The organism is Pseudomonadota bacterium, assembly GCA_039196715.1.
Lineage (GTDB): Bacteria > Pseudomonadota > Gammaproteobacteria > CALCKW01 > CALCKW01 > CALCKW01.
The window spans coordinates 1-23,660 of sequence record JBCCUP010000004.1 but is presented as its reverse complement, the minus strand read 5'-3'; the positions used below and the strand labels follow the sequence as shown (position 1 = coordinate 23,660).

Here is a 23,660-nt window from a genome sequence, read left to right as displayed (position 1 = left end):
AGTCGATCGGGTCACAAAACACCTTGGCCAATTTCAACACACATTTTTCCGCCTCGGCGGTGCAGAGCGGTGTGCTCGTGTGCGGTCTGCTCGCCCTCGGTCACGTCGAGCCGCAAGAGGCGGCCCTCGGGTTCGTGTTGGGCACCGCCGCCGGGCTCGCGCCGGACCTCGATGCGGAGCGCAGCACGCCGGTGTCGGTTGCCTTCAGCGTGCTGGCGTTGCTGCTGGCTTTCGCCGCCGTGTTCGCGGTGGCCAGCCGTCTGTCGATTGCCGAGAGCGTGGTGCTTTGGGTGGTGATCTACGCGGCCGTGCGCCTGGTGCTCGCGCACCTCTTTGCCGCCATCACGACCCACCGGGGCATGTACCACTCGCTGCCTGCAGCGCTCCTCGCCGGCGTGCTGGTGGCGAATGCGCTGCACAGCCTGTTTGGTCAGACGGCGTTTATCAGCACCCTGCACGGCCTCGTCGTGACACTCGCCTACCTGCAACACCTGGTGCTCGACGAGCTGGTCAGCGTCAACCTCACGGGACGCCGGGTCAAGCGCTCGTTTGGCACGGCCCTGAAACTGTTCGATCGACGCAACCTCTTCACGACCGCACTGACCTGGGGCCTGCTGGCCCTGGCGCTCGCGGTGGTCCCGGATCCCGGTCCGCTGCGCGACCTGTTCGTTGAGCAGAACCTGTTGGCCAACCTGCGGGCGATCGGCCTGCCGAACGGCGTCTGGTTCGAAACCCTCGTGAACCGGCCCAACTAGTCGGCGCCGCCGTCGATGGGCTGACACGGGAAGAAGACCGGCGCCGGCACCCGCTCGAGAATCCGTGCTTGGCACCACCCGAGCAGAGCCTGTTCGCGGTCTTCGGCTATCGACACCATACCGTCCCGTCGGCTCATCGGCCCGGCGAAGAAGGGTTCGTCGGGGTAGAGCCGGGTAACGGTTTTCATGAAATCCACGGGCAGCCTGAACCCGCCGAGGCTGACCGAATGAACCGCTTCGATCGGCACGCAATCGAATACCCGATCAAAGAAGTCGCGGTAGAGCGCACGGTAGTCGTCTGACCACACGACCGGGTCGAATCGCAGTCCGATTTGCCATCCGGCCTCTGCCAGCGTCGCGATCGCCGACAAGCGCTTTTGCAAGGGCGGTGCCTTGTGCTCCAGCGCGCGTGCCACCGGGTCCGGTGCCAGACTGAATGCGACGACGATGTTGGCGTGCGCCGACCGCCGCAGCAGGGGCCGAATCTGCGTGCTCTTGGTGCGCAGCTCGAGATTGCACTCGGGGCGCACGCCGAACCAATCCAGTACGGCGTCGGCAAAGCCGCTCCAGGGATCGAGTGCGAGTGAGTCACAGTCGTAGCCCGAGAAATACCAGCCCGGCGCGCTGAGCGCGTCCTGCCGCGTGCCAATGGCGTCGAAGAAATCCTCGTAGTTGACAAACAACACGTAGTTCGCACTGCGGAACATGCCCTGGAGAAAACAGTAGCGGCAGTCGTAGACACAGTTCAGCAGGTGGCTGAAGTAGTAGTTGTGCTCACCGCCGATGCTGTAGTCGGGCGGCGCGGGCAACACCCAGTTGTCGTGTTTGCGCGCCAGGATAAGGGCAGGCTGCTGCTTCTGCAGACGGAAGTTCTGGCGTTTCCGATTGAACAACTCACCGTAGCGTTCGATCGTGTGCACGCTGGCGCGGGGCAGCCGGGCCAGGACCTCGCGCGTGCGCGGGTGGTCCCGGACCGCGGCTTCGACGTAGACGGTTTCAATCATCCGTAGTGCACCGGCACCGCGTCGAGTTCGGTTCGCAGCGCCGAGATGAGCCCGCGTGCACCGTTCGGGCAGCCGGTGTCTGGTGCGGGCCAGCGGCCGTGCAGTGCGTGGTAGCGCACACACAAGGCCAGGATCTGCAGCCGCTGGCTGTGGGTGGCGTGCGCACCGCCGAGCAGGGTGTCGGCCAGGTCAACCGGGGGCGACGGCGGGACCGCCTCGGTGAGCCGGTGGAACGCCGGCGTGGCGTCGAGCAGCGCGCGGGTGCGCGTACTCGGGGCCAGGTCTGGAGGGGTGGCCAGCAGCACGAGCAATTCGGCGGTGTGGAGGCGCACGAGGGCGTTGTAGGCCGTGAGCGTCGCGTCCCCCACATCGAGCGTGGTGCGCGGCAACCGGGTCTGAAAATGGATCGGTGGATAGCGCGATTCACGGGCACCGCGCAGGCGATCAACCACCTGCAGCGCGCCGCGCTGCGTCCGGTCGCGCGGCAGCGTGAGCAACCACACCCACACCGCCGATCGCAGGGTGGCGTCGTTTTCAACAGCCTCGCGCGCGTGTGCGATCAGTGCCGCCGGGTCCGACGCGTCGAGGCAGCGCCAGTGTTGTGTGTCTCGCAGTTCGGCGGCAAGCGGTGTGCCCAGCAAGATCAACACGGCGGCGGCCCCGCAGACAGCGCAACGCGCCGGCGCAGCGCAGCGTCGAGTTCGGTGGTGTTGCCCCGTTTGCGCGCACCGTCGCCGTAGACCTGCAGTTTGGCGTCCAGGGTGTTCAGCGCGGCTGCCCGATCGGCGGCGGAGAGGGGCGTGCGCTCGAGCAGGTTCAGCAGGGCGAGGATGCGGAATCGGTCCATGGCTTCGTAGCGGCGAGACAGCTGGTCTGCGTGTCCCCCGGATTTGATGACGAGCTTTTCGTCGACGTAGAGCACGGGTTCCCGGCTGCAGAGCCGCAACCAGTAGTCGTAATCCTCACAGGCCGGCAGGGTCTCGTCAAAGGGGCCGATGTCGTCGAACACGGACCGGTGGATCAACGCGGCCGAGGGTGATATCGCACAGAGGGGCAGGCAGTGGCGAAAGATGTGGCCGCCGTGTTTGGCGTGTCGGCGTTTCGGGTTCACGCGCACGCCGTTTCGGATCCAGATCTCGTCGGTGTGGCAGAGTCGATGGCCGGGCGCAGCCTGCAGGGCAGCGAGTTGCACCGCCAGCTTCCCCGGCTGCCACGCGTCGTCCGAATCGAGCAGCGCGACCCAGTCACCGGTCGCGTGGGCAATACCGCGGTTGCGCGCAGCACTGACACCACGGTTGTCCTGCTGGACGGTGGTGACCTCAGGTCGGTGCGCGCGCAGCCAGTTCGCGGTGCCGTCGTCTGAGCCGTCGTCGACGACGATCGTCTCGTGCGGTGGATGGGTCTGGACGATGACCGAGTCGAGTGCGGTCTCGAGGGTGTGGCGGCGGTTGTGGGTCGGCACGATCACCGACACGCGGGCTGTCACAGTGCCGTCCCTGAACAGTTCAACGCGTCCTTCAGCGCGGCTGACAGGGTCTCGCGCACCGCGACGGTTTTGCCGAAACGGCGTGTTGCCGTACGCGCGATACCCGCGGCACGCGCACTCAGGGGCAGCACGGTGGCCACCGCGAATAGGCCGCTGGTCGCCTCCCGTACCTGGCCGAGGTAGACCGGTGCATAACCGGCGCGGGCCCAGAACCGACACACGCCCGGGTCGCCAGCGAAACTGGTGCCGAGTGCGTCGATGCCCCGTTGCTGTGCCTCGGCGGCAAGCCAGTCCAGCAGCGCGCGCCCCCGACCGCGGCGCTGGTGATCGGGGTGCACAGCGATGCGCACCACGCGCCACCACCGCTGGCTCAGGGCCTCGTCGAGACCGCAGTGCCAGGCGAGCACTTGCGGCAGCAGGTGGCCTCGTGGGCGACGGGTGCCGGCGCAAATGGCGTCGCGCAAGGCCGGGTCGTTGAACCCGCCCTCCTCGGCAACCAGGGCGGCCGCGATCGGTTGCGACGGGTCGCCGACAACCACCGTGTGCAGGTTCGGTCCGTCGAGCAGGTGGCGCAAATCGAGTGGCCGCGTGCGGTAGTGCGCGTCGGCCAGCAGCGCGTAGACCGCGCGCAACGCCGTCTCGTCGGCGGCGAGGCGGTCTCTGTCAATCCGGCACGGCGTCGGCGTGCCGGTCGGGGGCGCGGCTTCGGCGTCCAGCGCCAGCAACGCGTGGGTGCACTGCTCAAGCGGGTCGTGCTCAGACCAGCGCATCGGGACCGAGAGCGTCAGTGCGAGGTGCCGGTGCGGTTGATCGGCCAACAACTGGCGGAAGCGCAGGGCAAAACCGCGCCCGGTGCCCTCGTAGCCGTGCACCGTGCCGGCAAACACAACCCGCTGCCAGGCGCGCAACACATGGGCGCTCAAGTTGAGGTGCAGGCCCCCGGCCTCGTCGACCAGCAGCACGCCCTCGCCGTGCGCCGGCAGCGCATCCGGTGCGGAAAACGGCAGGGCCTCGGGTGTCCAGCGCGACGGCCACGCGGCCTCGGCGTGGTGGTACAACACCGCGGCGGCGCGGCGGCTTGGCGCGGTGACCACAACCCGCTCACCGCGCGCGGCGAGCTGCGCTGCGAGCAGGCCGAGGGTGGCGGATTTGCCGCGCCCGCGGTCGGCCGTGAGCACCGCAGCCAACGCGCCGGCCGGCGTCAGCGCGTCCGCCAGGGTCTCCACGGTGCGACGCTGGGCCTCGGAGGCGGTCGGTGACAGCGGCCGGTGCGGCGGGGCCGGTTGCGACCCGGTCTGGCGCGACCCGGTCTCGCGAGCCTCGATCTTGCGAGACCCGGACCGACCCCAGGGGGGGGCGGCAGCGAGGGCCTCTTCCGTGAGCAGGGTACAAGGCAGGTTCGGCAGCAGCCGCGCGAGGCGGGCGAGGTAGCGAGAGCGCGTCAGCGTGGTTCCGTGCGGCGCAACACGGGCGTTCACTGCGTCATCGCTGTGCGGCCAGTGCGCCAGCGGCGGGCAGAGCAGCACCGCGACGCCACCGGCGCGCACGGTGCCGACCGCGGCGCCGAAGGCATTCGGGTCGAACCCGTGGTGCGCGTCCACCACCAGCGCGTCGCACTCCGAGCCAAGCCAGCGGCGGGCGCCGGCGAGCGAAAGGGTCTCGAACCCCGCCGGCCCGCCGTCGCCCAACCACCGCCTGTGGATGGCGTTGTGCAGCCAGCGCGCCGCCGTCACCCGGACCGTGGCGGGGTCGCCGGTGACAACGCACAACGCACGGTGGCCTCGAGAGCGCAGCGTGTCTGCCGATGGTACGTCTGGTGTGGCGACGGTCACGTCAACTGCAGCTCACGCGGGCCGCGGTTGGCAGGCCACGCCTGCGCACCCGGACGGTGCGGAACGCGAGTGGCGGTCCTGACGCGGAGACACTAGGCTCCTGGTGAGGGCTGCACATTCGGTGGCAATCATCCCCGCCGTGGGTGAATGGTCGGTCCGATTGGCTGGCATGGAACACACTGTGAAGCTCCTCAGACACCGCCTACGCATCAGCCGTGTGTTACTCGGCATCGCCACCCTGGTCCTGGGTATGGTGCTGGTGCCGCTTCCCGTGCCGCTGGGCTGGCTGTTTTTGCTGCTGGGCATGGCCCTGATCACCAACGAAGTGATTTGGCTGAGGCGTGTGGTCGCCTGGTTCCGATTCAAGCTGCCGTGGGCTGACCGCCTGTTGCGCCGATTTTATCCGCTTTCGCCGGTGCTGGTCCGCGACTTCATTGATGCGACCGACCCCGGCGCGCCCGGGCGTTCGGACTGATTCGCCGCACGCACCTGGCCGATCACTCGGACTGGGGCGTGGTGCTCGCCGGCGCCGGCTCGGACAACGCCTGCATGAATGCCACGAGTTGTTCGATCTCGCGCGCGTCCAGCGACAGGGCCTGCAACTCGTGGGCACCGACCGCAGCGCGGTCGGGCGGTGTGTTGTAGTGCGAAACCACGTCCGTGAGCGTTGCGGCAGAGCCATCGTGGAAGTACGGGGCCGTGTTGGCAACGCCGCGCAGGCCGGGTGTCTTGAAGGCCCCCTCGAGCGGAATGTGGTGCCCGCTGTTCAGAAACCGCAAGGCCGTGCAGGCCTCGGGCGTGGCGTCACTGTAGGGGCCCAGGCAATTGAACTCGTCAAGTAACACCGCCTGCAGGCCGAAGGCTCGGCCGTAGTCGAGAATCTCGCCGTCGAAGTTGCCGGTGCCGATGTTGTGGAATCCCCCGTTCGACAGGGTGGGACCGTTGTGGCATTGCAGGCACTGCGTGCGCTCGGCGTCCATGAACAGCCGCGCGCCGGCCTTCGCGTCGTCGCCCAGCACGGCGCTTTGGCCGTCGCCGGACTCGAGCTGACGCACGTAGGCGTCGAAGCGGGTGTCTTCGGGGCGCAGCGTGCGTTCCCAGGCCGCGATCGCCTTGCCGACATTGGCGAAACTCCGGTTGATGCGCTGTTGGTCCCGGACCGGGAGGCGGTACCAGGCGTCGCGGCGACCCGCGTCCGCGAGTGGACCGGCTGCGCTGACCGGCAGGCTGTCGAGGTCGGGGAGGGGCCCGAACAGGGCCCGGTACTGGCTTGACAAATCAGGGTCCGCCGCGAGTGTGCGCAGCACCGAGACCCGGTCGCTGCCCATCTCGCTTACGGCCTCGAACGGGATCAAGGCCTGCGCCCAGAGCGAATCCCGCCGACCGTCCCAGTAGAACCAGCGGTTCCAGGCCGTTCCAGTGATGGTGGGGGTGTTGCGGTTGCCGGTGCCGAGGCCGATGGCGCGCGGCACGCCGTCGGTGAAATCGCGCTCCGGCACGTGGCAGGTTGCGCAGGACACCGCGCCGTTGCCACTGAACCGCGGGTCGAAGAACAGGGCCTTGCCGAGGGCCGCGGCCGCCGGGTCGTCCGCGACGCGGTTGCCGGGTGAGGCCGGCACCTCGCCGAGCCGGTCGAGCGACAGGCTGCGCATCACGCGCCGCTCTCGCTCCGTCCAGGTCCACGTGCTCTCGGCGGCGACTGCCCCCGCGCAGAGGATCAGGACGGCCGCCAGCGCGCGCTCAGAAATCGATCTCAAACTGGAGTTCGGCGATGTCACGCAGGCCACCGTATTCGATGCCGATGCGCAGCGTCCACTCGCCTGCCATGTTGAACCTGACACCCTCGATGCGGTGTGTGCCGTCACCAAGGTAGGCCGTGATCTGCGGTTGCGTGGGCAAGCCATGGCCGTGCCCCGCCATGCCGCCGCCGACGGCGAGGGCAACCGGGTACACCGGGTCACCGGCGCGGTCGGTGACCCGCACGAGCCAGCTGTGGAGCGTGCCGATCTCGGGCGGCGACCGCTCGGGTCGCAGGCTCACGTCGAAATGCGCACGCAACGACTGCGCCTCCAGGGCGTAGGCGTCCTCGCTGGCGTCCGGCGTGTCGGCGAGTACACTGGCGCCTGGCAGGGCCAGTGCCAACAGGACCAGACCGCAGAGCAGGCAATGGGACAGGGAGTGACGCATGACACAGGTGTGGAAACCGGAGGTGTGGACGTGAGGGTGCAGGATGTGTGCCCCGCGGTGGTAGGGCCAGAGCGTGGCGAGTGCGCCGGTGTCAGCTGAACGCGGCCCGAGCGCATGCCTGATCGGGGCCGGTCGCGCGGGGGGTTCGCTTGCGCTTGCGTGGCACGCCGCCGGCCAATTGCGCTTCGCTGGCGTGGTGACCCGCTCAGGTGCGTCAGCTGTCGCAGAACAGCTTGATTGCCCCGCGTACCGCGACCTCGCGGCGCTCCGGCCGGTGGACGTGTGGGTCATTGCCACACCCGATGACAGTCTCCCGTCGGTCGCGTCGGCACTGGCCCGCACGGGTGTTGCGCGCGCACCCGCCACGGCCTTTCACCTCTCCGGTGCGGCCACAAGTGACGTCCTGGCGCCGCTTGCCGCACAGGGTGTGGCGGTCGCGAGTGCCCACCCGGTTCGGAGCTTTCCGCGTCTGGAGACGGTCTTGAGCTTCGAGGGTACCCACTGTGCGCTCGAGGGCGAGACCGCGGCGGTCACGGTGGCCGGCGGCTTGTTCACAGCGCTCGGTGGCCGGTGTTTTGATCTCCATGCGGACGGAAAGGCGGCCTACCACGGTGCTGCCGTGCTCGCGAACAACGGCCTGGTGGGCCTCGCGGACGCAGCACTGACAGCCTGGCAGACAGCCGGTGTGCCCTCGGAGCTCGCGACCGGGTTGTTCTCGGACCTGGCCACGGCCGCGATTGACAACCTCGTGGCCGGCGGCCCCCGTGCCGCCCTGTCGGGTCCGCTCGTTCGGGGGGACACGGGTGTGGTCTCTCGTCACTGTGAAGAGCTCGACGCTCGGGATCCGCTCGCCGCCGAGATCTACCGCGCGCTCAGCCGGCGCTTGCTGCAGCTCGCATCGGACCGGCTCGACGCCGACACCCGTGACGCGCTTAAACGGGTGCTCGAATCGCGTTGAAACGCGTTGGCATACGCCGTGCCGCTGGGCAACAATGCGCGCTGAACCCGCGGCACCGCGAGAAGGCATGAGCGCTCAATCGGAAACCAGACCCGTCACAGTGGCGACCCTGCAGAAAATGAAAGGCGAGGGCACCCCGTTTTCGTGCCTGACGGCCTACGACGCGGCCTTCGCCGGCGTCCTCGACCGTGCCGGTGTCGACGTCGTGCTGGTGGGCGATTCCCTCGGCATGGTGGTTCAGGGGGTCGAGACGACCATCCCGGTCACGATGGAACACATGATCTACCACAGCCAACTCGTGGCCCGGGGCATGCGCCGGCCGATGTTGATGGTCGACATGCCCTTCATGAGTTACGCGACCCCCGAGGCCTGTCTCGCAAACGCAGCTCGGCTCATGAAAGAAGGCGGAGCGCACGTCGTCAAGCTCGAATGGGGCGAGCTGCAGCTCGACATGGTGCGTCGCCTCAGCGAGTGCGGCATCCCGGTGTGCGCGCACCTCGGGTTGACACCGCAGGCCGTGCACAAGATCGGCGGCTACCGCGTGCAGGGGCGCGACGACGACACCGCGCGCAAGCTGCGGGAGGACGCGCTGGCGCTGGAACAAGCCGGCGCGGACATCCTGTTGCTTGAATGCGTGCCGATGGCGCTCGCGGCCGAGATCACCGCGGCGTCAGGCGTGCCGGTGATCGGCATCGGTGCTGGGCCGGACTGTGACGGTCAGATCCTCGTGCTCTACGACATTCTCGACATTGCACCGGGCAAGCGTACGCGCTTCTCGAAGAACTACATGGCCGAGGCCGGGTTTATCGAAGGGGCGGTGTCGGCCTATGTGCAGCAGGTGTCCGACCGGCGGTTCCCGACCGACGAATTCGCATTCGAGTAGCGGGACATGCACGTTTTGACGTCCATCGATGACCTGCGCGCGCTGCGCCACGCGTGGCGTGCGGAGGGGCAGACGGTCGGTTTCGTGCCGACCATGGGCAACTTGCACGACGGCCACCTATCGCTGCTCGACCTCGCGCGCTCGCGCTGCGACCGCACGCTCTGCAGCATCTACGTCAACCCGCTGCAATTCGATCGGGCGGGCGACCTCGACCGCTACCCGCGCACGCTCGAGGAGGACCTCGACAGCCTGCAGTCGCTCGGCGCCGACGCGGTGTTCGTGCCGGACGACGCGATGATCTACCCGCGCGGCATGGCCCACGCGACCACCGTCGACGTGCCGGGCATCACCGACATCCTCGAGGGGGCCCACCGGCGTGGCCACTTCGTCGGCGTGGCCACGGTGGTCTGCAAACTGTTCAACCTGGTTCAGCCCGACGTCGCGGTGTTCGGAGAGAAGGATTTCCAACAGCTGCTCGTGGTCAAGCGCATGGCGGCGGACCTCAACCTGCCGGTCGACGTGGTCGGTGCGCCCACGGCGCGCGACGCCCACGGCCTGGCGCTGAGCTCGCGCAACGGCTACCTCACCGACGCCGAGCGCGGGCTGGCAGCGCAGCTCTACCGTGAAATGCACGCCTGTGCGCGTGCCTTGCTCTCCGGCGAGAGCGATGTTTCGGGCCTGGAGCGCAGGCACACGCGCGCCCTGGCCGACGCCGGATTCAAACCCGACTACTTCACCGTGCGCAGCACCCTCGACCTCGAGTCGCCCCACGCCGACGAGCGACCGCTCGACTGGGTGATCCTGGTTGCCGCTCAACTTGGCAAAGCGCGCCTCATCGACAACCTGCGGGTATCCGCCGCACAAAACCCAGGTGACCCACCATGACACACCGTATCGCCGTGATCGCAGGTGACGGGATTGGCCTGGAGGTCATGCCCGAAGGTCTCAAGGCGCTTGATGCGGCGGCGAAGCGCTTCGGCATCGACCTGCAATACGAACACTTTGACTGGAACTGCGAACGCTACCACCGCGAGGGTGCGATGATGCCGGCCGACGGCCTCGAAACGCTGGCCGACTTCGACGCGATCTACCTCGGTGCGGTGGGCTACCCGGGGGTGCCTGACCACGTGTCGCTCTGGGGTCTCCTGATTCCGATTCGGCGGCAGTTCGACCAGTTCGTCAACCTTCGACCCGTGCGGCTGTTCGATGGCCTGCCGTGCCCGCTGGCGAACCGCAAGCCTGGCGACATCGACTTCTACGTTGTGCGCGAGAACGTCGAGGGGGAATACTCCAACGTCGGTGGTCGGATGTACACCGGTACCGAGCACGAGGTGGCATTCCAGCAGGCGAACTTCTCGCGCCGTGGCTGTGACCGTGTCATGCGCTACGCCTTCGAACTCGCGCAGTCACACAACGCCAAGCGTGTCACGTCGGCCACCAAATCCAATGGCATCATCCACACCATGCCGTTCTGGGACGAGCGGTTCGACGCAATCGCGAGCGAGTATCCGGAGTTCGAGACGGACGCCTTCCACATCGACATCCTGTGTGCGCATTTCGTCAACCGCCCGGATCACTTCGATGTCGTCGTTGCGTCAAACCTGTTCGGTGACATCCTCTCGGACCTCGGGCCGGGTGTGACCGGCACCATCGCGATCGCGCCCAGCGCCAACCTCAACCCGACGCGGGCTTACCCGTCGATGTTCGAGCCCGTGCACGGCTCGGCTCCCGATATCGCAGGGCAGGGCATTGCCAACCCCGTCGGCATGATCTGGTCGGGTGCGATGATGCTCGACCACCTCGGTCACCGCGACGCCCACGACGCCATGTTGCAAGCGATCGAGCGGGTGTTGGCCGCTGGCACCGCGATGACGCCGGACATGGGAGGCCGTGCAACGACGACCGAGCTCGGCGAGGCGATTGCCGAGGCGATTGCCTGACCACAAACCGGCTTCAGTGCTGCCGCCGGTCCTGCGCCGGCGTGCGGCCGACGTGTTGACGGTAGTGCGAGGTCATGTGTGACTGACTCGCGTAGCCCACGGCGATTGCGACATCGGCGAGAGGCAGGTGCGTATGGCGCACCAGCGATTGCGCCCGCATCACGCGCCGTTGGCGCACCGCCTGACCCGGTGTCATGCCGGTCTCGCGCTTGAACATGCGCAGCAGCTCGCGTCGGCTCAGCCCCACGTGGCGTGCCATTTCGCCGACGGTCAGGCGCTCGGCGTGGGACGCCTCCAATCGGTCGAGCGCACGCTGCACCGTGGTCGAGTACCGCGGGCCGCTGTTGAGCGGCAAGGGCGCGTCGTCGCCGGGTGGCAGGTTCAAGGCCTGCAACAGCATCTGCTGTGACACCAGACTGGCAATGCGGGGCGCGTGTTCGCGCCGCAGCCATTCGATCAACAGGTCGAGCGTACTCGTGCCGCCCGAGCAACTCATGCGGTTTCCGTCGATGACCGTGCGTTGGTAGCGGGCGCGCACGGTTGGAAACCGCTGGTGGAAAGCGCTGAAGTCTTCGAAGTGCACCGTCGCCGGCCGACCCTCGAGCAGCCCAGCGTGGGCGAGCAGGAACGAGCCGTTGGATATCCCGCCAACCGGGATGTCCCGCTTGCCCTCGGCACGAAGCCACGCGGTGAGCTGCGGCAGGGCATCGCCGTCCAGTTCGTAGCCCGCCACCACGAAAACCGCATCGGTGCGCGTGCGCGCTCGCGCCACCGCACGGGTCTCCAAGGCGAGGCCGTTGCTGTCGCAGACGCTCCCGCCGGTGTCGCTGACCAGGTCCCAGGTGTAGAGCTCGCGCTCGGCAAAGCGGTTGGCGTGGCGCAGCACTTCGACCGCGCACGCGAGCCCGAACAGCGGGAACCGCGTGACCAACGCAAAGGTGATGTGCCGGGCTGTCGTCACGACGGCGCACCCGGGCCGAGTAGGCTGTACTCGCTGCCCGAAACTAACAAAAAACGCCCCAAAGCTGATATCTATCCGGAACAATACCGCAGGACACTGCACGATTGAATGCCGCTCGCGCCGGTACGCCCACAAGGACCCCGCATGACCACCACCCAACGCCGCAAGCGGAACCGCCGCCGCAACGACACGCTGGTCACCCCGTCGCGCTTGCCGCAGCTCGCCTACAGCACGGTGCGCAACCGTTTTGCACCGATCGAAGCGCTCGACGAGGAACAGCTTGAGCTGATCCACGAAGCCTCACTCGACCTGCTGGAAGAGCAGGGCATCGAAGTCCTCGGGGACGAGCCACTGCGCTTGTACCGCGAGGCCGGATGCACTGTCGAGGACGGCATCGTGCGGATCGACCGCGCTTTGGTCATGCAGCTGATGTCAACCGCGCCGTCGGCGTTCACTGTCCATGCACGCAACCCGGAGAACAACATCGACGTCGGTGGGGATGCGGTGCACTTCGGCCTGGTGTCCGGCCCACCCAATGTGCACGACTGTGTCAACGGCCGCCGCGCCGGCAACTTTGCCGACTACCAGTCACTCATCAAACTCGGTCAGTTTTTCGACGTCATCACCTTCTTTGGCAACCAGGCGATTGCGCCGACCGACCTGCCGGCCAACAGCCGTCACCTCGACACCACCTTGTGCAACCTGACGCTGGCCGACAAGGCCTTTCTGGCGACGGGCATCGGTGCAGGGCGAGCGCGGGATTCGGTCGAGATGGCCGCGATCGCGCGCGGCCTGACACTGGATGAGCTCGGCGACAGCCCATCGGTCATGACCAACATCAACGTCAACTCGCCACGCAAGCTCGACGACGCCATGGCCTACGGCCTGATGCAGATGGCGTCATTGGGGCAGGTGACGGTGGTCACGCCGTTCACGCTCATGGGCGCCATGACCCCAGCGACCATGGCGGGTGCGCTGGTGCAACAGAACGCCGAGGCCTTGCTCGGCATGGCGCTGACGCAGCTCGTCAGACCCGGAGCACCGGTGGTGTACGGCGGCTTCACGTCCAACGTGGACATGCGCTCCGGCGCGCCGGCCTTCGGTACGCCTGAGAACAGCCTTGCCAATATTGCCGGTGGCCAGCTCGCACGGCGTTACAACCTGCCGCACCGCACCAGCGCGTGCAACGCGAGCAATACCGCCGACGCGCAATCGGTCTACGAGACCCAGATGGCGCTCTGGGGTGCGGTCATGGGGCACGGCAACCTGATCTACCACTCGGCGGGCTGGCTCGAAGGCGGCCTTGTCGCGTCCTTTGAAAAACTCATCATCGACGTCGAGATGCTGCAACACATGCGCGCCATGCTGCAGCCCATCGCCATCAACCGGGATGAGATCGGCCTCGAGGCGATGGCGGAGGTGGGCCCGGGCGGCCACTTCTTCGGCACCACCCACACACTCGAGCGGTACAAGGGGGCCTTCTACGAGCCGATGCTCAGCGATTGGCAAAACCAGGAAAACTGGCAGCTCGCCGGCGCCAAAGACGCCACCCAACGCGCCACCGAACTCTGGCAGGCCGCGCTGAAGGCCTACGAGGCGCCACCGCTCGATCCCGCCCGAAAGGAGGCGTTGGAACACTACGTCGCCACGCGCAAGGAATGCCTGGGTACCGACGAACCGCTGCTCGAGGTGTTTGTCCCGTAGTCGTCGCGTTGGCTGCGGCCGCACCGCGCGCGCGCGTCAGCCAGGGTTGTCAATCACGCGCGCGCGGCCGTGTCGTCCTCGTCACTGGCGGCCTCGGCTTCCTCGATTGCAATCTCCGTTGCGATCTCGACCGCGACCGGCGACATGCGCGAGGGCACGGTGACAAACGGGCCCTGCTCGTCCGCTGTGGCGCGCTGTGTCATGCGGTAGAGGCCATAGACACTGATACTCATCATGAGCACGCCGACGAAACCGAAAAACCCGTTGGGCCCGACCTGCGCCATGATGGCCCCGACAATCACCGGGCTCGCCATCGCGCCCACACCGTTGATGAAGATCATGCCGCCGCTGGCGGCCGCCATCTGGTCATTGTCGAGGAAGTCGTTGGTGTAGGCGATCAGCAGCGAGTACAGCGGATTGGACGTGCCGCCGAGCACGAAGGCGATGATGAGCAGGCTCGTGAAGGTGTTTTCGATGTAGTAGACCGCGACGCACGCTACGGTGCACGTGGCGGTGACCGCAATGATCAGCAGGCGCCTGTCCAGACGGTCGGAGAGCCAGCCGATCGGGTACTGCAGGACCATGCCGCCGACATAGATTGCGGTGATGAAACTCGACACCTCGGCCAGGGTGAAGCCGCGCTCCGTCGCGTAGACCGCGCTCATGCCGAACAACGCTGCGAACACACCGCCGAGCGCAAACATCCCGAAGCAACCGAGCGGGGAGGCCTTGAACAATTCGATCAGGGTCATCGGTCGCGAGGTCTCGAACACGGGGGTCGCGGTGGCTGTCAGCAGGATCGGCGCGAATGACAAGGAGACGAGCACCGAAATCAGCACAAACAGCGCGTACCCGCCAGGGTCAGCGATGTTCAGCAGCACCTGGCCAAGTACGATCCCGGCCATCTGCACGATCAGGTAGAGCGAGAGCGCCTTGCCGCGCGTCTGGTTGTCTGCGGCGTCGTTCAGCCAACTCTCGGCGACCACGTAAACGCCGGACATGCAAAACCCCACCACGATGCGCAGCACCATCCAGCCGATCGGGTGCACCCAGGCCGCGTAGAGGATGAACGCGGCCGACACGAGCGAGCCGAGGGCGGCAAACACGCGCACATGGCCGACCCGCCTCAGCAGCAGCGGGGTGATCTGTGAGCCGCCGAGGAAACCGATGAAGTACCCGGACATGACATAGCCGAGCGTGCTCGGGTCCATGTCTTCGAGCGCGCCACGCACGCCGAGCAGCGTGCCCTGCAACCCGTTACCCAGCATGATCAGCAGCATGCCGAGGAGCAGCGGCCAGGTGTTACGCAGGAAAGTGGCCATGGCGGTGACCAGCGCGTTGAAGTGCGGCAAGACTAGCAGTGGACCTGCTGGCCCGCCAGCGGATTTTCAGTTGACCTTCGGTGTGGGATCGACGGCGTGTTTGGTGTGCCTCGGCACCGGCAGGGACGGCGTGTCGCACCCCATCGGCTGCGACTCGACTGCAGTCTGTGCTGCGGTGGCGCCGGGGTTGCAGTCCAGCTCGACACCGTTGTTGGGCCGGGCTCGAGCGCGTGCGCCCGCGTCCCGACGGGTCGCTGTCTCCGCTGGTACACTCGAGCCCGGTCAACCGATGGGTGTCACACCATCACCACGCCCCGTTCTGCCGTTTCCGTCCGCGAAGACCCGCCCTGGACGCTGTGGTCCGACCCGGCCTGGTCTGGTACCCCCGACGCGAGCTGGCTCGATGGCAGCACGCAACGCACCCCGGTGTCGGGCGGTCGTGGTGCGGCCTGGTTTGTCGACATCGACGGTGTGCCTGCGGTGGTCCGCCGCTACAGACGCGGCGGATTGCCGGCCCGCCTCAGCGAGCGCCACTACGTCTACACCGGCCTGACCCGATCGCGGCCCTGGCGTGAGTGGCAACTCACGCAGGCGCTGTTCGACCGGGGGCTGCCGGTGCCCCGTCCGTTGTTCGCTGGCCTGCGCCGCGCCGGGGTGTTCTACGAAGCCGCCTTGGTGACGCAACGACTCCCGGCGGCGATCAGCCTCGCCGAGGCGCTTGCCGCCGGCGAACCCGCTGTCGATTGGGGTGCGCTCGGTGCAACGGTTGCGCGTTTTCACATCGCGGGTGTGGACCACGTAGACCTCAACGCCTTCAACCTGATGTGGAGCGGCGCTGGCTGGCACCTGATCGACTTCGATCGGTGCCGTTTGGGCAAAGCGGGCGGCCGCTGGGCGCGGTCCAATTGCCGGCGACTGGCGCGCTCGTTGCGCGCACTCGACATCTACGACGATGCAGGTTGGGTGGCGTTTGACGCCGCGTACAGCGCTGCGATGCCGTCGAGGTAGCGCGGCAACACGTCAGCGACCTCGGCGACCGCTGCGCGCGCGCGCTCGCCCTGGGCCTGCGCCAGCTCGGGTTGTGCGAGCACCTCGCACACCTGAGACACCAGCGCCTGCGGTGTTGATACACAGGCAATCGCGTTGGCCTGTCGAAGCAGATCCACTTCGTCCTGGAAGTTGTGCACGGTCGGCCCGGTGGCGATCCATTTCGCGTGTACGGCGGGCTCCAGCACGTTGTGGCCGCCGGTGTCGACAAACGACCCGCCGACAAACACGGCGTCGGCGTAGTGATACCAGGCTTGCAATTCACCGAAGGTGTCGGCGAGGATCACGTCCGGTGACGCCGCCTCGGTTTCGCCCAGACTGCGCGTGGCGACGCGCAGCCCGAGCGCAGTCAGTTGTCGGCGAATGGCCACGGCGCGGCCAACGTGGCGGGGCACGATCACCAGGGTATGGCGTGTTCGCGCGGTTGCGGCCTGCCAGGCCGCGGCGATCTGCTGTTCCTCGTCCGCGTGGGTTGATGCGACGAGCCAGTACGGCACCGCACACAACCGCGGCTGCTCGGTTGTGGCCGTGGCGAGGGCCGCGTACTTGAGGCTGCCGGTGACCTGAATCCGTTTGGGTGGCACGCCGAGGGTCCGCCAGGCGGCGGCGTCACGTTCCGAGCGGGCGAGCACCCGGTGCAGGTGCTGGAGCGCGCTGGCCATCACCGGCCGCCACCACCGCGGCGCGTTGGCAGTGCGCGGACTGACACGGCCGTTGACGATCGCGAGGGTCACGCCGCGCGCGCGCGCCTGGGCGTAGAGGTTCGGCCAGATCTCGGTTTCGACGACCAGGCCCAGCGTTGGCCTCAGCGCCGCGAGGAAGCGGCCGGTCGCCGCGGCGGTGTCGATTGGCAGGTAGCTGTGCGACACCGCGTCGCCCCAGGTCTTGCGCACGGTTTCGGCGCCGGTCGGTGTCACTGTGGTGAGGTGCACGCGGTGGCCACGTTGCCGCAGCGCGTTGATCAGGGGCGCGGCCGTGTTGACTTCGCCAACCGACGCGCAATGGCACCAGATCTCGGTGGGTCCGTCTGGCAGCTGGTACGCGAGACGCTGGGGCAGCAACCGCACGTCACCGGCGGCGCGGCCCTGGTGCCAACTCAGCCCGGCCAGGGCGGGCCAGAGCAGGCGCGAGAGCACGCGGTAGCGCAGTGGCGGCGGCTGGCACGGCGTGGTCGCCGTACCCGGTGCTCGGACCATGGCGTGTGTACCTGTGATCGATCGTGGCAGGCCGCGCGGTGCCTGGGGACAAGCTTGCGGCCGCGCCGTCGGGGCGCGCATTGTCGCACACTGCCCACCCCGACCGATCCCCCGCCAGCTGCTACTTTTAGTGTGTTACCCCGCGGCGAGGCAGGTGCCGCGAGATCCCAGCGTGAGGCGTTTGCTGTCATGGCCGAGACTTCGAATTCAACTGCCCCCGCCGTGTGCTTCGTTGTGCCGTCGGGCGTGCGCAGCGGAGAGGCGCGCCAGGCCTATCTGCACCTGAGCATGGTACGGCACGCCGGTGGGCGACTGGTCGTCGCCGGCGACCCCGAGTCCTGGTTCGCGCGGCAGTGCCGCGCGTCGGAGGTGCCGGTGATTCCGATCGGTGCCGGGCTGGGGGGGCAGCGCGCGCTGCAACACCAACTCAAAACCCACCCTGTCGACGTGGTGCACGGTTTCGGCTTTGCCGGCAGCCAGGCAGCGGTGAAGCTCGGCCGCAGCCACGACAGCGCGTCGGTGGTGTCCTTGTACGACTGCGACGACCTCAAACCGGCGCGCAAAGCCACGCACGTTCTGGTGGCCGACTCGGCCTGTCTGGCGGCGGCCGAGTCCGTCGGTGTGGGATCGGATCGCGTGACCCTGCACGGCTTTGCCGTACCTGATCACAGCCGGCTCGGCGCGCACACACGCGAGACGGCGCGGACGGCCCTGCGTCTCGAGCCGGATCACGTCGCGGTCTTCGTGCCCGGGCCACTCTGCGCAGACATGGGACAGGACCTGCTGCTCTCGGCGCTCGACGCGGGCACGGACGCGCGCCTGCGCGTCGTTCTGACCGGCAGTCGCGACACGGAGTACGCGCGTGAGATGCATCTGCGTGCTGCGCAGATGACCACGACCGTGGGCGGCGTGGTCGGGCAGTTGGCCGACCCGTCCCTGTTGCTCGGATTCGACCTTTGCGCGGCGCCGGTCCGGGCCGGCCACGCCAGCCACCACGTACTGGCCTCGCTGAACGCCGGCCTGCCGGTGCTGACCCACCCGGTCGGTGCGATGGCCGACCTGATCGAGGACGGCGAGAGCGGCATGTTTGCCCTGCGGGAAACGGCCGCCGGTTGGCAACGTGTGCTCGAGCGTGCGCTCGCCGACCCCGGTGAACTCGCGCGCATGGGTGAGTGTGCCCGGCTGGGCTTTCGATCGCGGTGTGGCATGCGTGCGAGCGCACGGCGCTACCTCGCCATTCTTGAGTCGCTCGTGGTCGAGCCGGACACCGCCTGAGCCGGTTCAGTGTCCCTTGAGACTCCGGATGGTCTGGCGCACCTTGGGTAACCAGCCGGTCGCTCGATAGCGCCCCTTCGCCTTGTGGCGAATGCGGTGCAGGCCGCGCACATCGACCGCCGTGCCCTGATCGCGAATCAGTTGCCGAAACGCGGTGTCCTCGAAGGTCTTGCGCCAGTGCACGCTCGGCTGCTGGTAGAGGGCGATGCCCGGGCAGTACCCGCAGTGGCGCGCGACATCGCCGTGCACGATCTGAAACGCCCCCTTGGCCTTCGTAATCGGCGACACCGAAAACGCCTCGGTGTCGATCGTCGGTTCGGGTGTCGCACGCGGGTCGACATTGACGACCGGGTCGCTCGCGTCGAGCATCGGAGTGATGCACTCGCTCGCCGGGTAGACCAGGCGGTCCCGACGGTCGCGCAGCGCCGTTGCCAGCGACGCGAGACAGCCCTCGTGGAAGATCAGGTCGCAGTCGGCAAACCAGATCCAATCGGCCTCCGTCGCCAACGCACTGCGGTTGCGCCCGATGGCGCGGCGTTTCAGTTCAGCCTCGGGCAGGGCGTGCCAATTCCAGTGAACCTGTGAGTTGCCCCGCGTGCCGTAGTGGTTGATCAGGTCCACCGTCAGGCGGTCTGATTCGCAGAAATACAACGTGTAGGTCAGGTCGACGGTGTCTGGCGTGTGTCGGTGCACGGCGTGAAGCTGGTACGCGAGCAGGTGTGCGTAGTGCCAGCAGTGCGCGACGATCTCGAGCTTGACCGGCTGCGCGGCCGGCGTGAGCGACGCCGGGTCGGGCGGTGTTGGGCCGAACCAGCGGACCGGCAGCACGCCACCGATCAGCGGCACGACGCAGCGGTTGTACAACCAGTAGTGCAGTTCGGAAGCCATAGCGTGGTGGGGAGCCGTTGACGGTGGTAAGGGTAGAGTCTGTCGGCGTTGTCCGCAGCACTCCGCTATCATTTGACGTATGCCACGCTGTCTCCTGCGCGCGCCAGTGTATTGCCTTTTGGGCCCACCGTGATTGCCGAAACCCCGCCGCCAGAGCGGAATACCCTGACCAACCCCGGTGCGTGGCCGCTGCTGCTCGGCCTCGGCTGCGTCAGGCTGCTCGGTGCGTTGCCCGAGCGGTGGTGGCATCGGATCAGTCACACGCTGGGCGGTGTTCTCTGGCGCCTGGCCGGTTCCAGGCGCCGCGTCGTCGACACCAACCTGGCCATTGCCCTGCCAGAGATGTGCGAGCCCGCGCGTGCCGATCTGTCGCGTGTGTGTTTCGAGCGCCTCGTGCTCTCCCTCATCGAGGTGGGCAAGTTGTGGTTCGGGCCGGCATCGTTTGCGTCAGCCCGCGTCGAGCTGCGGGGGCTGGACCGTGTGCGAGAGGTCAACCGCACGCACGCCGTGTTGCTCACCGCCCCGCACTGGTTCACCGTGGAGGTGGTGGGCGTTGCAATCGCCCGGGCCGTGCCGCTCTCCGCGGTGTACGCGCGGGCCAAGAACCCCCACTTCGAGCGATTCGAGGTGGCCAAACGCATGCGGTTTCTGGTCTCGCTGATCGAACGTCAGCAGACCGTGCGCATGGTGCGGGCGCTGCGTGGCAAGCAGATCATCTGGTGGTTGCCCGACCAGGCGGTCGGTGCGTCGCGTGGCGCGGTCGAGTCGCGTTTCTTCGGGCGCACGGTGTTGTCGAGTCGCGCGACCGCCTGGTTCCTGGCGCGCGAGGCCGTGAAGGTGATGCCGGTGTCGGTTGTCCGCAGCGAGTCAGGTCGGATCGTTGCGACGATCGGCGAGCCGTTGGACGATCTCGTCGGTGACGATGCCGAGGTCACGGCGCAACTCGATGCGCACTTCGAGCGTGAAATTCGGCGGCAGCCGAGCGAGTATTTCTGGATGCACCGCCGCTTCAAGCCGGTGCGCCCTGGCGGCGACGACCCTTACAAACGGAGCAACTGACATGCAATTCACGTCTTTCGATACCCGCGATGCGTTGTACCTGGCGCTGGCTGATGCGGTGTCGGCGTCGATCGAGGCGGCGGTGTCTGCCGGACGGCGCGCCAGCCTTGTCGTACCAGGTGGTAGCTCACCGGCCCCCGTGTACCGGGCCTTGGCGGTGCGGTCGCTGCCGTGGTCGGATGTCGACGTGACACTGACGGACGAACGTTGGGTGGCACCGGACGACGCGGCCAGCAACCAGCGCATGATCTCCGAGACGCTGCTGACCGAACAGGCTGCCGCTGCCCGCTTCGTGCCGCTCATGGGCGAGGAGGCTTCACCGGAGGCCGGGCTGATGCAGGCCGCAAACCGGCTGTCGGGCCTCGCACGGCCGTTTGATGTGGTCCTGCTGGGCATGGGCCTCGACGGACACACGGCATCGTTGTTTCCGGACATGCCGACGATTGACGACGGGCTGGCTGACGGAGCACCGGTGTGCCTGGCTGCACGGCCGGAATCGCAACCCGTGGCACGCATCAGCCTGTCGGCCGAAGTGCTCGGTGACGCGCGCGCCGTGTGGTTGTTGGTGACGGGTGAGGACAAACTCGCCGTGCTCGAAGCCGGTGCGCGGGCCGATCTTCCGCCGCCAGTGGTCTCGGTGCTGTCGCGCCACCCTGAACCGGTGGTCTGGTGGGCGCCCTGAGTCGGAACAGGGGCTGAGCGATTCAGGTCTCGTGTTCGAGTGCCGTGCTCGTGCGTTCGAGCTCGGCGATGCGGGCTGATTTCTCGCGCAGCAGGGTCTGGTAGTAGTGTTCCTTGCGCTCGAGGTTGAGCTTGCCGTCCGCTTGCAGGTGTGCGATCCGGGTGCGCAGGTGTTGAATTTCGAGATCGGCGACCTGCGCGGGGGAGCCGTGTTCATCGCGCTGAACCAGTTCGCCCAGGTTGCTGCGCAGGGCCACGAGCTGATGCTGCAATGGCCGCAGCTCGTCAAGCTCGGCGTCGGCGCGCCGGAGCGCTTGTTCGCGTCCATCGTGATCGCGGCGCAATTGAGCGAGGTCCGTTTCGAGCCGGTGTAGCTCGCCGCGCAGCGCCGTGTTGTCCCTGGTCAGTGCCTCGAGACGCGCTGTGGCGTCGTCGCCCTGATCGAGCGTGCCATGCAGGGGCATCGCCTCCATGCGCGCAGCGTCCCGCTCGGCGTGTGCGGTGTCGAGCAGGGCCTGCAGCGTGCCGACGTCGTCACTGAGTTGGGTGCAGCGTGATTCCAGCTCGGCGACCGTGCTCACACGCTGTTCGGCAGCTTCGATTTCGGTGCGCAAGGCAGCGTTGGCGGCACTCAGGCTTTCGCTGTGGGCGCTGTGCTCTGCAAGCTGTCTCTGCGTGTCGCTGAGGTTCGACTGCAGCGATTCGACCTCGCGGTGCAGGCTTGCAGTGTGCTCGGCGTCGGTTGCCCGCTGGCTGTTGAGCGCGCTGACCTTGTGCAGCAATTCGGCACGCTCCTGTTCGACCGCGGCCAGCCGTGTTGCACCCTGCTGCTCGAGGGCGTCCCGCAGGCGCGCGATCTCGGCGTCACGCTGTACCAGGGCTGCGTGCTGCAGCGCCGCGGCGTCATCGCCGTCGGCGGCATCAGGGCCGCTTGCAGTGCGCTCGCGCAAGCTGCTGAGCTCGGTTTCCTGTTCAGCGACCTGCGCGCGGAGGTCGACTAGCATGGATTCGAGCTGTTGGCGAGAGTAGTTGCTGTTGTCCTCCTCGGCGTCGACCGCGGCGCCGTCTTCGATGACGGCCTCCTCGACGCCGCGGTGGGCGCGCTCGAGCTCGGCGATGCGTTGGTTTTTGTGCGCGACGAGTTGGGCAAACTGCGTTCGCTCACGCTCCCAGCGCGTGTGCAGTGCCACATAGCGCTCATCGAGGTTGGCAAGCTTTTGCTTGAGGGTTTCGGTCTCTTCCGCGCTACCGGCAATCAGCACGGCATTGGAGCCTTGTTCGAGCTCGTAGGCTTGCTGATCGAGCAGATCGCGTTGCTGCGCGATTTCGTCCTGGCTGCTTTCAAGGTCGCTGCGCAAGGTTGCGATTTCGTATTGTGCGCGTTGTGTTGCGCCTCGCTCTGCCTCCGCCACGCGCTTGTTGAGTTGGGAACCGCGCCACAACCAGGCGAAAACGCACCCGATCAGAAATGCGATCACGAGACTGACAGCGATTTCGGAAAGCAGTACGGTCATGTCGGGTCCAGTGAAAGTGGTGGGTTACGCGGGTTGGCCGTCACCCGCGTTCGCCGTGCTGTCGCGCAGCGCGGTCGCGTGCGCTTTCAGCAACCGCTCCTGCTCGCGCTGCAACGTGTCGATCGTGGCGTTCTTGTGCACGACGAGGTTGGCGAACCGGATGCGATCCGACTCGCGCGCGGTCTGGCTCGCCTTGAGCTGCGCACGGACACTCGCCAGCTCGGCGCGTAACTTTTCGGTGTCCTCGGCACTGCTGGCGATCACCGTGGCGGACGGCGCAGGTGCGTTGAGACGCTCGCTCAGTCGCTGACACGCGCTGTCCAGGGCGGCGTTCTTCTCGCGCTCGGCGTCGAGCGCGTCGCGGGCATCGCCGAGCTCCATCTTCAACCGTTCTTCTTCGAGCAGATCGCGTTGGTGTTGCGACCTGCCGCGCACCCACAGGCTGACGAGCCCGGTCATCAGGCACCCCACCAGAAAGGCAATGACGAGGCTGAAACCGTAGTCCGCTGCCGTGGGGTCCATAGTCGTTCGCTCGTGTCGGGGGGTTAAGTGTATCCCAGCCGTCATCGCCGCCGCGCGACGCTTCGGCAAGAGAGGAGAATCCCCGAATACAGAGCGGTTTTCAAAGCGCGGACGTGAAGCTGTGACACAGTTCCCGTTTGCAACGCAGACACTTTGCTAAAAGTCTCTGTACTGCAACAGTTGGGTGGGTACTGTTGCTATTGATGTACACCCACCTAGGCTGACGGGCGTGTGGCGACCGATGAGACAATCAGGCACCGCAGTGGACGTACGTCTGCAGTCAGTGCAGTGCCAGATGGCTCAGATTGAACCGCGCGTGCGGCGAAACGGGTGGACAATCGCAGCGAGTGCGAAGAACACCATGGCGCCGACCACCGCGCCTCGCAGATCGATAATGATGTCGTCTAATCTGCCGCTTCTGCCCGTGAGGAACAGCTGACCCGACT

At 67.3% G+C, this 23,660-nt stretch carries 23 protein-coding genes; 11 read left to right on the top strand and 12 right to left on the bottom strand.

What is annotated here, in order from left to right; translation table 11 throughout:
• The first annotated feature begins 23 nt into the window (after positions 1-23).
• Positions 24-755, top strand: coding sequence for a hydrolase (locus tag AAGA11_02950; GenBank protein MEM9601800.1), 732 nt, complete (start codon positions 24-26; stop codon positions 753-755).
• On the opposite strand, the gene AAGA11_02945 is transcribed toward AAGA11_02950, so the two are convergent.
• From AAGA11_02945 to AAGA11_02930, 4 genes are read right to left on the bottom strand one after another with little or no spacing between them, the layout of a single operon-like run.
• Positions 752-1,759, bottom strand: coding sequence for a spore photoproduct lyase family protein (locus AAGA11_02945; protein MEM9601799.1), 1,008 nt, complete (start codon positions 1,757-1,759; stop codon positions 752-754). The two genes, AAGA11_02950 and AAGA11_02945, sit on opposite strands and share 4 nt — an antisense overlap.
• A complete protein-coding gene (locus AAGA11_02940; GenBank protein ID MEM9601798.1) occupies positions 1,756-2,409 on the bottom strand; it encodes a hypothetical protein in 654 nt (217 codons plus the stop codon). The genes AAGA11_02945 and AAGA11_02940 overlap by 4 nt, the downstream gene beginning before the upstream one ends.
• Positions 2,403-3,245, bottom strand: a complete 843-nt coding sequence (locus AAGA11_02935) for a glycosyltransferase (protein ID MEM9601797.1) — start codon at positions 3,243-3,245, stop codon at positions 2,403-2,405. The genes AAGA11_02940 and AAGA11_02935 overlap by 7 nt, the downstream gene beginning before the upstream one ends.
• Entirely contained in the window at positions 3,242-5,077 is a 1,836-nt protein-coding gene (locus AAGA11_02930) for a GNAT family N-acetyltransferase (GenBank protein MEM9601796.1), read from the bottom strand. Before AAGA11_02930 ends, AAGA11_02935 begins: the two co-directional genes overlap by 4 nt.
• A gap of 121 nt (positions 5,078-5,198) precedes the next feature.
• Between AAGA11_02930 and AAGA11_02925 the strand changes: the two genes are divergently transcribed.
• Positions 5,199-5,552, top strand: a complete 354-nt coding sequence (locus AAGA11_02925; GenBank protein ID MEM9601795.1) for a PGPGW domain-containing protein — start codon at positions 5,199-5,201, stop codon at positions 5,550-5,552.
• Positions 5,553-5,574: 22 nt separating this feature from the next.
• On the opposite strand, the gene AAGA11_02920 is transcribed toward AAGA11_02925, so the two are convergent.
• Both AAGA11_02920 and AAGA11_02915 read right to left on the bottom strand, forming a co-directional pair.
• The gene (locus AAGA11_02920) at positions 5,575-6,834 is read right to left on the bottom strand and encodes a cytochrome c peroxidase (GenBank protein MEM9601794.1); all 1,260 of its coding nucleotides are present in this window, start codon (positions 6,832-6,834) and stop codon (positions 5,575-5,577) included.
• Complete coding sequence (locus AAGA11_02915) at positions 6,818-7,264, bottom strand: auxin-binding protein (GenBank protein ID MEM9601793.1); 447 nt, start codon at positions 7,262-7,264, stop codon at positions 6,818-6,820. Before AAGA11_02915 ends, AAGA11_02920 begins: the two co-directional genes overlap by 17 nt.
• Before the next feature lie 88 nt (positions 7,265-7,352).
• Here AAGA11_02915 and AAGA11_02910 point away from each other — a divergent pair, with 88 nt between their 5' ends.
• The 4 genes from AAGA11_02910 (at position 7,353) to AAGA11_02895 (ending at position 11,045) form a co-directional block, all read left to right on the top strand.
• Positions 7,353-8,222, top strand: a complete 870-nt coding sequence (locus tag AAGA11_02910; GenBank protein ID MEM9601792.1) for a Rossmann-like and DUF2520 domain-containing protein — start codon at positions 7,353-7,355, stop codon at positions 8,220-8,222.
• Positions 8,223-8,289: 67 nt separating this feature from the next.
• A complete protein-coding gene (gene panB, locus AAGA11_02905; protein MEM9601791.1) occupies positions 8,290-9,105 on the top strand; it encodes a 3-methyl-2-oxobutanoate hydroxymethyltransferase in 816 nt (271 codons plus the stop codon).
• 6 nt (positions 9,106-9,111) lie between these two features.
• Positions 9,112-9,990 carry a pantoate--beta-alanine ligase gene (gene panC / locus AAGA11_02900; GenBank protein ID MEM9601790.1) on the top strand — a complete coding sequence of 293 codons (879 nt, stop codon included), beginning with the start codon at positions 9,112-9,114 and terminating at the stop codon, positions 9,988-9,990.
• Positions 9,987-11,045, top strand: a complete 1,059-nt coding sequence (locus AAGA11_02895; protein ID MEM9601789.1) for a tartrate dehydrogenase — start codon at positions 9,987-9,989, stop codon at positions 11,043-11,045. The genes panC and AAGA11_02895 overlap by 4 nt, the downstream gene beginning before the upstream one ends.
• Before the next feature lie 13 nt (positions 11,046-11,058).
• Here the strand turns inward: AAGA11_02895 and AAGA11_02890 are convergent, their stop codons facing one another.
• Positions 11,059-12,006, bottom strand: a complete 948-nt coding sequence (locus AAGA11_02890; protein ID MEM9601788.1) for a GlxA family transcriptional regulator — start codon at positions 12,004-12,006, stop codon at positions 11,059-11,061.
• Between the two features lie 144 nt (positions 12,007-12,150).
• Here AAGA11_02890 and AAGA11_02885 point away from each other — a divergent pair, with 144 nt between their 5' ends.
• Positions 12,151-13,710, top strand: coding sequence for a trimethylamine methyltransferase family protein (locus AAGA11_02885; GenBank protein ID MEM9601787.1), 1,560 nt, complete (start codon positions 12,151-12,153; stop codon positions 13,708-13,710).
• Positions 13,711-13,763: 53 nt separating this feature from the next.
• Here the strand turns inward: AAGA11_02885 and AAGA11_02880 are convergent, their stop codons facing one another.
• Complete coding sequence (locus AAGA11_02880; GenBank protein MEM9601786.1) at positions 13,764-15,032, bottom strand: MFS transporter; 1,269 nt, start codon at positions 15,030-15,032, stop codon at positions 13,764-13,766.
• Positions 15,033-15,128: 96 nt separating this feature from the next.
• Here AAGA11_02880 and AAGA11_02875 point away from each other — a divergent pair, with 96 nt between their 5' ends.
• A complete protein-coding gene (locus tag AAGA11_02875) occupies positions 15,129-16,040 on the top strand; it encodes a 3-deoxy-D-manno-octulosonic acid kinase (GenBank protein MEM9601785.1) in 912 nt (303 codons plus the stop codon).
• Here the strand turns inward: AAGA11_02875 and AAGA11_02870 are convergent.
• Positions 15,977-17,275, bottom strand: a complete 1,299-nt coding sequence (locus AAGA11_02870; protein ID MEM9601784.1) for a glycosyltransferase N-terminal domain-containing protein — start codon at positions 17,273-17,275, stop codon at positions 15,977-15,979. The genes AAGA11_02875 and AAGA11_02870 overlap by 64 nt on opposite strands.
• 222 nt (positions 17,276-17,497) lie before the next feature.
• Between AAGA11_02870 and AAGA11_02865 the strand changes: the two genes are divergently transcribed.
• Complete coding sequence (locus AAGA11_02865) at positions 17,498-18,550, top strand: glycosyltransferase (GenBank protein MEM9601783.1); 1,053 nt, start codon at positions 17,498-17,500, stop codon at positions 18,548-18,550.
• Positions 18,551-18,556: 6 nt separating this feature from the next.
• On the opposite strand, the gene AAGA11_02860 is transcribed toward AAGA11_02865, so the two are convergent.
• Positions 18,557-19,438, bottom strand: a complete 882-nt coding sequence (locus tag AAGA11_02860) for a glycosyltransferase family 2 protein (protein MEM9601782.1) — start codon at positions 19,436-19,438, stop codon at positions 18,557-18,559.
• A 129-nt stretch (positions 19,439-19,567) separates the two neighbouring features.
• Between AAGA11_02860 and AAGA11_02855 the strand changes: the two genes are divergently transcribed.
• Together AAGA11_02855 and pgl are read left to right on the top strand one after the other, a co-directional pair.
• Complete coding sequence (locus tag AAGA11_02855) at positions 19,568-20,497, top strand: hypothetical protein (GenBank protein MEM9601781.1); 930 nt, start codon at positions 19,568-19,570, stop codon at positions 20,495-20,497.
• A 1-nt stretch (position 20,498) separates the two neighbouring features.
• Entirely contained in the window at positions 20,499-21,179 is a 681-nt protein-coding gene (gene pgl / locus AAGA11_02850; protein MEM9601780.1) for a 6-phosphogluconolactonase, read from the top strand.
• Between the two features lie 22 nt (positions 21,180-21,201).
• Here pgl and AAGA11_02845 read toward each other — a convergent pair whose 3' ends face one another.
• Positions 21,202-22,692, bottom strand: coding sequence for a hypothetical protein (locus AAGA11_02845; protein MEM9601779.1), 1,491 nt, complete (start codon positions 22,690-22,692; stop codon positions 21,202-21,204).
• Positions 22,693-22,716: 24 nt separating this feature from the next.
• Positions 22,717-23,214 (bottom strand): hypothetical protein, encoded by a 498-nt coding sequence (locus tag AAGA11_02840; GenBank protein MEM9601778.1) that lies wholly within the window; start codon positions 23,212-23,214, stop codon positions 22,717-22,719.
• Positions 23,215-23,660 lie beyond the last annotated feature (446 nt).

Bases quoted from the DNA above. Each gene is read 5' to 3' on its own strand.
- panC (MEM9601790.1), top strand. From the start codon at position 9,112: ATGCACGTTTTGACGTCCATCGATGACCTGCGCGCGCTGCGCCACGCG.
- AAGA11_02840 (MEM9601778.1), bottom strand. From the start codon at position 23,214: ATGGACCCCACGGCAGCGGACTACGGTTTCAGCCTCGTCATTGCCTTT.
- pgl (MEM9601780.1), top strand. From the start codon at position 20,499: ATGCAATTCACGTCTTTCGATACCCGCGATGCGTTGTACCTGGCGCTG.
- AAGA11_02885 (MEM9601787.1), top strand. From the start codon at position 12,151: ATGACCACCACCCAACGCCGCAAGCGGAACCGCCGCCGCAACGACACG.
- AAGA11_02860 (MEM9601782.1), bottom strand. From the start codon at position 19,438: ATGGCTTCCGAACTGCACTACTGGTTGTACAACCGCTGCGTCGTGCCG.
- AAGA11_02915 (MEM9601793.1), bottom strand. From the start codon at position 7,264: ATGCGTCACTCCCTGTCCCATTGCCTGCTCTGCGGTCTGGTCCTGTTG.
- AAGA11_02945 (MEM9601799.1), bottom strand. From the start codon at position 1,759: ATGATTGAAACCGTCTACGTCGAAGCCGCGGTCCGGGACCACCCGCGC.
- AAGA11_02895 (MEM9601789.1), top strand. From the start codon at position 9,987: ATGACACACCGTATCGCCGTGATCGCAGGTGACGGGATTGGCCTGGAG.
- AAGA11_02880 (MEM9601786.1), bottom strand. From the start codon at position 15,032: ATGGCCACTTTCCTGCGTAACACCTGGCCGCTGCTCCTCGGCATGCTG.
- AAGA11_02870 (MEM9601784.1), bottom strand. From the start codon at position 17,275: ATGGTCCGAGCACCGGGTACGGCGACCACGCCGTGCCAGCCGCCGCCA.
- panB (MEM9601791.1), top strand. From the start codon at position 8,290: ATGAGCGCTCAATCGGAAACCAGACCCGTCACAGTGGCGACCCTGCAG.
- AAGA11_02845 (MEM9601779.1), bottom strand. From the start codon at position 22,692: ATGACCGTACTGCTTTCCGAAATCGCTGTCAGTCTCGTGATCGCATTT.